Source organism: Marinagarivorans sp. (genome assembly GCF_982758155.1).
This window is the reverse complement of sequence record NZ_CEXWTU010000089.1, coordinates 1-9133: the sequence shown is the minus strand read 5'-3', so window position 1 is coordinate 9133 and position 9133 is coordinate 1. Positions and strand designations below refer to the sequence as shown.

General features: G+C 47.8%; 9 protein-coding genes. 4 read left to right on the top strand and 5 right to left on the bottom strand.

The window, feature by feature from the left end; all coding sequences use genetic code 11:
* From AC3A8L_RS11255 to AC3A8L_RS11245, 3 genes are all read right to left on the bottom strand, one after another.
* A partial coding sequence (locus AC3A8L_RS11255; protein WP_487962353.1) for a ligand-binding sensor domain-containing protein occupies positions 1-603 on the bottom strand: 603 nt, incomplete at its 3' end.
* A 120-nt stretch (positions 604-723) separates the two neighbouring features.
* Positions 724-1368, bottom strand: a complete 645-nt coding sequence (locus AC3A8L_RS11250) for a ligand-binding sensor domain-containing protein (RefSeq protein WP_487962359.1) — start codon at positions 1366-1368, stop codon at positions 724-726.
* A 108-nt stretch (positions 1369-1476) separates the two neighbouring features.
* Positions 1477-1665 carry a hypothetical protein gene (locus AC3A8L_RS11245; protein WP_487962352.1) on the bottom strand — a complete coding sequence of 63 codons (189 nt, stop codon included), beginning with the start codon at positions 1663-1665 and terminating at the stop codon, positions 1477-1479.
* A gap of 281 nt (positions 1666-1946) precedes the next feature.
* On the opposite strand from AC3A8L_RS11245, the gene AC3A8L_RS11240 reads away from it, so the two are divergent.
* From AC3A8L_RS11240 to AC3A8L_RS11230, 3 genes are all read left to right on the top strand, one after another.
* Positions 1947-2969, top strand: coding sequence for a serine/threonine protein kinase (locus tag AC3A8L_RS11240; RefSeq protein WP_487962351.1), 1023 nt, complete (start codon positions 1947-1949; stop codon positions 2967-2969).
* A 670-nt stretch (positions 2970-3639) separates the two neighbouring features.
* Positions 3640-4464 (top strand): DUF6502 family protein, encoded by an 825-nt coding sequence (locus AC3A8L_RS11235; protein WP_487962350.1) that lies wholly within the window; start codon positions 3640-3642, stop codon positions 4462-4464.
* Between the two features lie 10 nt (positions 4465-4474).
* The gene (locus tag AC3A8L_RS11230) at positions 4475-5764 is read left to right on the top strand and encodes a DUF5666 domain-containing protein (protein WP_487962349.1); all 1290 of its coding nucleotides are present in this window, start codon (positions 4475-4477) and stop codon (positions 5762-5764) included.
* A 34-nt stretch (positions 5765-5798) separates the two neighbouring features.
* On the opposite strand, the gene AC3A8L_RS11225 is transcribed toward AC3A8L_RS11230, so the two are convergent.
* Entirely contained in the window at positions 5799-6512 is a 714-nt protein-coding gene (locus AC3A8L_RS11225) for a J domain-containing protein (protein WP_487962348.1), read from the bottom strand.
* Positions 6513-6535: 23 nt separating this feature from the next.
* Positions 6536-8032 (bottom strand): Ppx/GppA phosphatase family protein, encoded by a 1497-nt coding sequence (locus AC3A8L_RS11220; protein ID WP_487962347.1) that lies wholly within the window; start codon positions 8030-8032, stop codon positions 6536-6538.
* A gap of 435 nt (positions 8033-8467) precedes the next feature.
* Between AC3A8L_RS11220 and AC3A8L_RS11215 the strand changes: the two genes are divergently transcribed.
* Positions 8468-9049, top strand: a complete 582-nt coding sequence (locus AC3A8L_RS11215) for a hypothetical protein (RefSeq protein ID WP_487962346.1) — start codon at positions 8468-8470, stop codon at positions 9047-9049.
* The last annotated feature ends 84 nt before the right edge of the window (positions 9050-9133 follow it).

The window sequence follows — 9133 nt, the reverse complement described above, 5'->3', positions numbered from 1 at the left end:
AGTGTTGGGGTCTAGTGCGCTCAGCCCGCCCTCGGTGCCAACCCAAAGATGCCCTTTTTGGCTATTGGCAAATGTGAGAATGCCGGAGTGACTCAAGCTGGTGGGTTGATTCTGAATATGTTTCAAATGCGTAAATTGAGTGCTGCCAGCCGTTAAGACATTAACGCCCAGAGGGTAGGTGCTAACCCAAAGGTTTTTATCGCGATCCTCAAAGACACTGCGCACATTATTGGTCAGTATCGTTGTGTTGTCGTGAGGGCTGTGGGTTATACGCAAAAAAGAATCATCTTCACGGTTAAATCGATTAAGGCCTCCGTGATCGGTCGACAGCCAAAGATTATTTTGGCTGTCTTCATGAATTCCCCATACGGTGTTTTGCCCTAGGCTACTCTCATCATGAGGGTCGTGTCGGTAGTTTTTAAAGTGCTGTGTGGAGGGGGTCATTCGAGAAACCCCACCGCCTAAAGTGCTGACCCACAAATCTCCAGTATGATCACGTGTGATCGATGTAATGCTGTCATCGCCGAGGCTCGTAGTTATATTGGTGTCGTGTTGAAAATGATTTATGCCGTCAATACAGCAATCGTTATACGTTAATTGCAATAAACCTTGAGTGGCGGTGCCCAGCCAAAGGGTATTGTCTGTATCTATATGAATCGCGCGGACGGCTAGCGGGTTTAGCTTTTGAACTACTGCTGTTGGTAGGTGATTTAATGATGTGCGTTATGCGTTAAAAATACTAAAACCGGGTTCTGATCCGATCAGTAGCTGATTATCAGCATCGACCGCCAGTGTGCGTATTGAATTTGCTAAAGGGCTATCTTTGAACTGTGGATCAAAGCGATAATTTACGAAACTATCGCTGTTCAAGTCATAGCGGCTTAAACCAGCGTTTGTGCCAATCCATAAAACGCCTTCGTTATCGATGGTCAGGCACCAAACGGCATTGCTTGGCAGTGCCGTTGGGTCGCTGGGTTCGTGTAGGTAGCGTTTAAGTTGATGGCCGTCGTAGCGCGCTAAGCCATATTCGCCGCCTAGCCACATGAATCCATGACGATCTTGCTGTATGGCTAATACAGTTTGCAAAGCATTGCTGGTTTCCGGATTGTGCAGCAAGCGCTTAAAGTGAAGACTTGCTCTAGCTTGAATAGTTTTTATATCAATGTTGCTACTAGCGGCTTGTAAGGCTTTTTGAGGTGCGATGGGCTTAGATGCTGAGGAATGGGAGTTGCTAACAAAGCAGAGTAAGCAGGCCGACAGAAGGAGTTGCCCCCACGCCTTGCCGCGAGACTCATGCACAAAAAACAGGCGTAGCCAATAGCCTACGCCGTTCATTTTTACTAAGCATGTGGGCCGGCCCAAGCTCATTATCGCCACTCGTAAATCATCTCCATTTCAGTATAGTGAAATTCCTAAAACTTGCGGCTAAGGCCCGAGGAAACAATACATCATTCGCGAATGCTTGATTTCGATCCCCTAAACTTTGCTCTTTTGGTTTTTCTCGATAAAGGTATGTTGGGCATTCTTTACGCCGGAATCCGACTGCTCGCTGAGTATGGCGGTTGTTAATAGAAGGCCAAAGGCGAGGGTGAATGTGGCGAAAACAATAACCACAACATGTATCGGTTGGTCGATAGAGTAATGTAGGTGCCAAAATTGGTTCATGGGACTACCTCAACAGCCAAGCTGTTATTGAGGCGCAGTCGCTTGCAGCCTAACGGATGCTTACGGTTAGGTCGGCTAGCAATCGCGCACCGTGAAGGCGATACGGCCTAACCTCAAGATAGCGCTTGGCGCGTAAACCAACCAATATTATTTTGTTTGGTTATGTTGTTTCTTATGCCATTACGTCTTTTGCGTGCTTGTCAGTTATTTTTCATGTCCTTACGTAGATACCTTGAGCGCTTCTGTATACTGCCGCCTTTGCTGCCGCTTGGAAGTTGACCATGAATGTTATTGAAGCATCCCCTAAAGAAGTTTCGCAAGCCGAAACACCTTTTTCGAACCTTACGCCGGACTTCGTTTTAGATGCTGTTGAATCGCTGGGGTTTGTGAGCGATGCGCGTATTTATACGCTCAATAGCTACGAGAACCGCGTTTACCAAGTGGGTATTGAAGAGGGCGAGCCGCTGATCGCAAAGTTTTACCGGCCCGAGCGCTGGACCGATGATCAAATTCTAGAGGAGCATGCGTTTAGTTTTGAGCTGCAGGACTTGGAGATTCCCGTTGTGCCGCCGATGGTGCACGAGGGCAATACACTCTTGAACTACAAAGGTTACCGCATAGCGCTGTTCGAGCGCCGAGGTGGCCGCGCCCCAGAGCTGGATTGCGAGGATACGCTGTATTCTTTAGGGCAGTACATGGGGCGTATTCATGCGGCAGGGCAGGCAAAGCCTTTTGTGCATCGGCCGGCGTTAACCGTAGAGAGCTTTGGCAGCAAAAGCCGTGAATTTCTACTGGAGAATAACTACATTCCGGCCAGCTTGTTAGAGGCTTACACCACAATAACGGATCAGTTATTAGAGAAGGTTGCTGCTCGCTTTGATCTTATCGATTACGCCTCGATTCGATTACACGGTGATTGTCACCCCGGCAATATTTTGTGGCGGGATGATAAGCCTAATTTCGTGGATTTAGACGATGCTCGCAATGGCCCTGCGATACAGGATTTGTGGATGCTGTTGTCGGGTGAACCCGAGCGGCAGCATATTCAGCTGGCTAATATTATTGAAGGCTACGAAATGTTTTGTGATTTTCAGCCAAAGGAACTCGGGCTGATTGAAAGCTTGCGATCATTGCGCTTAATGCACTACGCCGCCTGGCTGGCGCGCCGCTGGAATGACCCGGCATTCCCTATGCACTTTCCCTGGTTTAATACTGAAAGCTACTGGGCGCAGCATATCAATGAGTTACGCGAGCAGCTGTTTGCGCTAGATCAACCGTCGTTAAGGCTAATGCCAGACTTTTAAAGGTTGATTCTGCAGTTAAAAAAACGGGCTTAAATGCCCGTTTTTTTTGTGTTTTAAAATTCTCTGGGTGCGCATGTAAGGGCCGAGGAAAAAATACTTTATCCAATAATACTTGCCTCCCGCTCCCTCAGCAGCGTTGCTCAAAGCGTTACATGCCCCGGCATGCGCCCCTTTGAGCGCCTTGCTGAGAAAGCAGGTCCCCTCGCCTAATTGGACAAACTATTATTACCTCGCCCCTAGCTTTAAATTGCCGCAAAAAGCGATACTCAAAAAAGTCCTCATTAGTTCGTTTTTGTACATATATGGATTTTTGTGGGTACTAAAAGCTGTATTAACGTGAGTTGAAAAACTGAGAAGGCCATCTCAACTTGGAGCGCTTGTGAATTTTGGTGGCAGTAAAGTGTCTTCAATACTGGTAAATTACGCTAATTGATTGTTATGTGTTCATATATGGTGTTTGCTCTAAGTTGTAGAAGGAGCTTTTGATAAGCCAAAACGCGCTTTGAGCGAAAATAAGTATTGCGAGTGACGGTTTCCCCTTGGCTGAGCGACATAATGCGTTCGCTGCGGACTACCTCACGATGTTGCGCACTGCCATTCATTGAGGGCTTGGTCTTATTGGGGCTCTCGTTTAAGGTGGCGTCCTTGATTATAAGCAGTTGTGAGAGCTATGGCGCAGGATGATGATAAGGCACTAATTGAAGCCGCATTGGACAATTTACTTGAGCCGGTCGTTGCGATGCTTTTACGCAATGGCGTGACCTACCAAGAGTTCGCGACTTTCTCCAAAAACACATTTGTCTCCGTTGCCCAGCGGGATTTTGGCGTGCGCGGCCGGCCCACGAATAGTTCTCGTATATCGGCCATGACGGGTATTGATCGTCGCGAAGTCGGGCGCATCAAAGAGGCCCTAGCTGCTGAATCGCCCGTTGCACGAGTGCGAGAGTCGCAAGATCGCATGTCACGCGTTGTTCGCGGTTGGTATGAAGATGCTGATTTTCTGGGCGAAGACGGCCACCCAAAACTAATAGCCACTGAAGATAGCGATGTTTCTTTTAAAGAGCTGGTCCGCCGTCACGGTGGTGGTTTACCGTTTAAAGCCGTACTTAAAGAACTGATTTCAGCAGGCAATATCGAAACATTAGACAACGATATCTTGCGCGTATTAAAGCCCTATTACTCGCCCTTAGGTTCCAACCCCGAGGCTTTGTTGCGTGCCGGCACGGTGATTAATGAATTGTCCAATACACTGCTGCACAACCTCTATGTTGCACCGAATAAAAAGAAAGAAGCCCCTCGTTTTGAGCGGCGTGCCAGTAGTAATGATATTAACGTAAAAGACTGCGAAGCTTTTAAAGCATTTTTAAATGTCGAAGGGCAGGCGTTTTTAGAGCGTGTAGCCGTTTGGATTAATGATCATCAAATCGAAACTGAAGATAGATCCAAAACGGTTCGCTTAGGCGTTGGTGTTTATGGTATCGAGCGTAAAAATTAAGAGGTTAGCAATGCAGTGGATTAAGCTTTCGCGTGTGATCACCTATGCCGCATGTGTTTTGTTAGCCGCTTGCGGCAGTGAGCAAAACAACGAAGAGGTCGCCAGTATTATTGATGGTAGTGGCGCGCCTGTACCTGATGTTGCTGTTAGCGGCGCGATTACCGGTTTTGGTAGCGTTATTGTGGATGGGGTGCACTACCAAACGGATAATGCCGAGGTTTATATTAATGGCGAACTTGGGTCTGAAGACGCGTTGCGTGTGGGCGATTTCATTACGTTACTGGCCACTGAGAATGACGACAGCAATGAATTTAATGCCAGTGTGATTTATGTTGAATCGGCTGTGCAGGGCAAAGTGACTAGTGTTGATTATGATGAAGGTGTCATTGATGTATTAAATCAGCGTGTACGTATATCTGGCGATACAGTGTTTGATACTGATTTTATGGCCACTAATATTTCGGGTATCGCAGTGGGTGATACCTTGGAAGTGCGTGGCGCTAATGCGGGATCGGGTGATATTTATGCTACGCGCATTAATAAGCGTGAAGGCGGCGGCGATGTATTGTCTGGTCGCATTGTGAATATTAATAGCAATGAATATTCATTGAGCTTGGCGGGGAATATCGTAGATTTCTCGCAGGTTAACCTGAGGTTTGAACTGGCGAATAATCAGTGGGTATCCGTAGCTGGGGAATTTGATGTACAAGCGGATCGCTTTGTTGCTACGGACTTGCGCAGCCGCAAGGATCGACAAGTACTTGCCGAGGGTGTGGTGTCGCGCTTAGCCGGTGTGGTTGGGAATCTTTACCTGGGTGGGTTTGAAGTTAATGGTCAGCCGGTGATATTACAGGCTAATACAGAGTACCGTAATGGTGATCTGTTCAGTTTAATGAATGGCGCTATTGTTACCATTGAAGGCGATGTAGATGCGCAAGGGTTTCTGTGGGCGCGCATTGTAAGCTTTCGCGACAACAACTTTATGACCAGTAATGGTATTGTTGAAAGTATAGATTTCGAATCGACAGAGAGCACAGACAGTCCGGTGATGCACGATAATTTGAGCCGGGGTTCGATTACTGTCGACGGTAATGATTTTATTATTAATGAGAATACAATTTTTCTAGGCGCTGGGCCGGAGTTTGATCACCGCAGCTCGTTGCGCCGAGACTTACACTTGGGGGATCAGGTTCGCGTGGTTTCAGCTGGTAATCCAATGACCGGTGAGTGGTTTGCGCGAGTGGTTGAGGTGATAAGGTTAAATGCCGATTTAAATAGGCCTCCACGCAAACCCCAATAAAATGCAAACCAAAATAAATTTGTTTCCCCGTTCCTTATAATGCGTTGATCAGGACTTCCCTAGCCTGATTAACGCGTGCCGCTAAATAGTCGCTACCGCCTTTGTCGGGGTGTAGTTTGCTCATCAAACGGCGGTGGGCGGTTATAATCTCTTGTTTTGTGGGCATGCTTTTAAAGCCTAAAATCTCCATGGCTTCGTCCACGGATACACCGCTGCTCGATGAGACTTGGGTGTTTTCATGTGGCGCCTCACGGTGGTTGTTCGACGCTCCTGTAAAGCCTTTGCTACGAATGTAAGCGGCTAATAAGTAGTACGACTTCTTATCGTTGCTGGCAAATAATTCTTGCAGGTTTTGTAGTTGTGCATCCGTTAAATTACCGAGAGTTTGTTCGGCAAACTCGCCTTTAATGACTTTCCCCGTCATTTGCCCGGTACCCACATTGACCGTCATAATTAAATACTGACTGCGAAAAGTCGCGTTGCCATCGCTTTTAGCGAACCACATTTTTGCCATAGGTAAGCCCCAGCGCAGGCCAAATTTTGCGAGAGTCGCACCTGCAGCGACTAGGCCAGCAACAATGGGTACGCGGCCGGTCATGCTGCCGACAATAATGGCAATCACTACGATGGCGAGCATGATTTTTATGGCCCAGCTGCGGCGTTCGTGCGGGGCTGCTTTTTTATATTTATGGATCAGCGTAAAAAGTGTGAAAATAATCGCCAAGCCAAACAGTAATTTTATAATCATGAAAGTCTATGCACTAAGTCGGTTTATACGGTAGCCGTTGGTCCAAATTGAAGGGTGAAATCAACGGTGCTCAAATAGCGTTTTTCTTGCTCCAGCCCTGAGCGGGTCAGGGGTTGGTCTTCTAGCCAACCTGCGGTGAAGGTGAGGTCGATAATGTTATTTTGTAGCTGAATGTCTACGGTGCTATCAATACCGTCACGACCGCGGTGCAAAATAATGGCTATGCGTAAACAGATAAGTAGCGGTATTAATGCATTGAAAACCTGCGGGTCTAGTTTTTCGAATTTGCCTGATATTTTTTTGCGATGGCAGCCCACAAGCTCTGCTAGCAGGCGCTGCTCGTAGCGGCCAAAGCCGGCAATATCGCTGAACTGTAAAATATAATGGCCGTGGTGATGGTAGCCTGAATGTGAAATGCCGAGTCCAATTTCGTGCACTTCTGCAGCCCAGCTTAAGAGCTTTGTACGCGATGCGCCGGGCAGTGTTGGCCCATCAATTTGGCGCCATAGGTGGAGCGCTAAGTGGCTGACGCGTGTGGCGTGCTGTGTATCAACGCGATATTGCTGCTGAAGCTTGTCTATGGCTCGGTTGCGAATATCATCTTCGCCAAGGCGCCCGACGGTATCGTAAATCAGGCCTTCTTTTAAGGTGGCATCGGCGACATGAAGGGTTTCTATGTCGAGCTCATCAAAAATGGCTTTTAAGATAATAACGCCAGCAGGGAGTACCGCCCGCCGTTGTTTGGAAAAATCACCTTGGGTAATACCGCCGTCATTTTCAATATCAGTAATTAACTGATTAAGGCTGGTGGCATTAATCACGGCGCCGCCATCTTTGGCTTGCGTAAGTTCGGCAATAGAGCGCATCGTGCCGGAGGTGCCATAAACCATAGTCCAACCATGTTGGATATAGGATGCTCTTAGATATTCAACGCGCTCACACACTGCAATGTAGGCCGCGTGGAGGCTTTTGCGTGTAATACCGGCACTGAGAAATTCACGTGTAATAGCAACGCAACCAAAATCGAGGCTTTCTAGCAGCTCGGGTGTGTGATCGCAGCCAATCACGAATTCAGTGCTGGCACCGCCAATATCAATCACTAGACGGCGGTTGTTATCGTTGATCACGCTGTGGCTAAGCCCCGAGTACACGAGACGGGCTTCTTCATAGCCCGAAATAATGGCGATGGGATGGCCTAAGGTCTGCTCGGCTTGTAACAAAAAGTCGCCAGCGCCATCGGCGTCACGCAACGTTTTGGTGCCCACAACGCGAATTTGTGCTGGGGGAATATCGCGTAGGCGCTCACTGAAGCGGCCTAAACAGGCGAGGGCGCGTTCGCGTACGTCTAGGCTGAGGTTGCCATCGTCTTGAAGCCCTTGGGCCAGTTGCACCATATCTTTTTCGCGGTCGACCTTTTCCAGAAAACCATTATCAAAACGTGCCACGAGTAAATGAAAGCTGTTCGAGCCTAAGTCAACAGCAGCAAAGTAAGAATTATCAACATTGGGCACAGTATTCATAACGGGTCTAATCGATCTCTAAGTTCAGTCATTCGTTGTTGCTTGGCATTATGCCAAGCTAACGCGCGATTGCCAGTGGCGCATGTGCTGCGGTACTCGATAGTGGGGTGTGAGTCAGGATTAGTGGTTGTAATAAGCGATCGGTGAAATGCTTTAGCGATTAATGAGTTTTTTGGACAGTGATAATGGATATTCGTGGTGCGCTTTACTTTTTAGATCATCGTGGACTTAGACCTACTCTCTAGGACTAAGCTGTGAAAAGTTAGAACAACTCGTTATATCGCGCGGGCTCCGTTACACCATTTGTCGCACTCGCTACCCTCTTATAGCTTGATACTAGTGCTCTGCGGCTTAGTAACATACCTTTTATAGAGCCACCCTTCGATACCACGAATACATTTAGGTTTGGCGAATCATTGAGTTGAGGTATTAATCATGAGTGCTCAGTCAGTTTCACGCTTTTTAAAGGCCGTTTTGTTCACCGGTTGTATTGCTGCGGCCGGTATCTATGGCCCTCAGCATTTAAGCAAGCACCTGGATCAGTTTTGGGTAGAAGAGGCACACCAAGCATTATTGACGGCCTTGGTGGACTCTCGAAATTATGCGTGGGAGCATCAGGCGCGCGTTGAGTTATGCCAGGCGAATAATGCTTATCGGTGCCTTTCCGAAAAAGCCCTAGAGGATGAAGCCGGAGTTGCGGGTTGGTTAAGTGTGAAAGTATTGCCCAATGGTGATCGTCAGCCACTGCAGTTTTATACTTTCCATGCGGAGTATGTCGCGCTTGATCAAGGTGGGCGAGTTGATGGCACTGAGCCGCTTGGCTTTGATTCTCAGGGGTATAGCCTGCAGCCTGAAGTGGTGGCGTTACAGCTTTACTCTTGGGGTGGCATTAGCCAAAAAAATTACACGGTTGTTGTTGAGCCTAGCGGTGCTTTGCAAACGCTGGTTAATGCTGAATTGGAGTCTTCACGCAAAGTCGCATTACAGTACTGGGAAACTTTAGTGAAAGAGGGTTAACTGGAAAGAGGGTTAACAGCAAGCAAAAAAGGGGGAGCCTAAGGGGCGAGGAAACAATATTTCATCCACTAATACTTGATATCG

Coding starts and splice junctions, on each gene's coding strand:
- AC3A8L_RS11240 (WP_487962351.1), top strand. CDS start 1,947: ATGAATGTTATTGAAGCATCCCCTAAAGAAGTTTCGCAAGCCGAAACA.
- AC3A8L_RS11220 (WP_487962347.1), bottom strand. CDS start 8,032: ATGAATACTGTGCCCAATGTTGATAATTCTTACTTTGCTGCTGTTGAC.
- AC3A8L_RS11250 (WP_487962359.1), bottom strand. CDS start 1,368: ATGAGCTTGGGCCGGCCCACATGCTTAGTAAAAATGAACGGCGTAGGC.
- AC3A8L_RS11245 (WP_487962352.1), bottom strand. CDS start 1,665: ATGAACCAATTTTGGCACCTACATTACTCTATCGACCAACCGATACAT.
- AC3A8L_RS11235 (WP_487962350.1), top strand. CDS start 3,640: ATGGCGCAGGATGATGATAAGGCACTAATTGAAGCCGCATTGGACAAT.
- AC3A8L_RS11230 (WP_487962349.1), top strand. CDS start 4,475: ATGCAGTGGATTAAGCTTTCGCGTGTGATCACCTATGCCGCATGTGTT.
- AC3A8L_RS11215 (WP_487962346.1), top strand. CDS start 8,468: ATGAGTGCTCAGTCAGTTTCACGCTTTTTAAAGGCCGTTTTGTTCACC.
- AC3A8L_RS11225 (WP_487962348.1), bottom strand. CDS start 6,512: ATGATTATAAAATTACTGTTTGGCTTGGCGATTATTTTCACACTTTTT.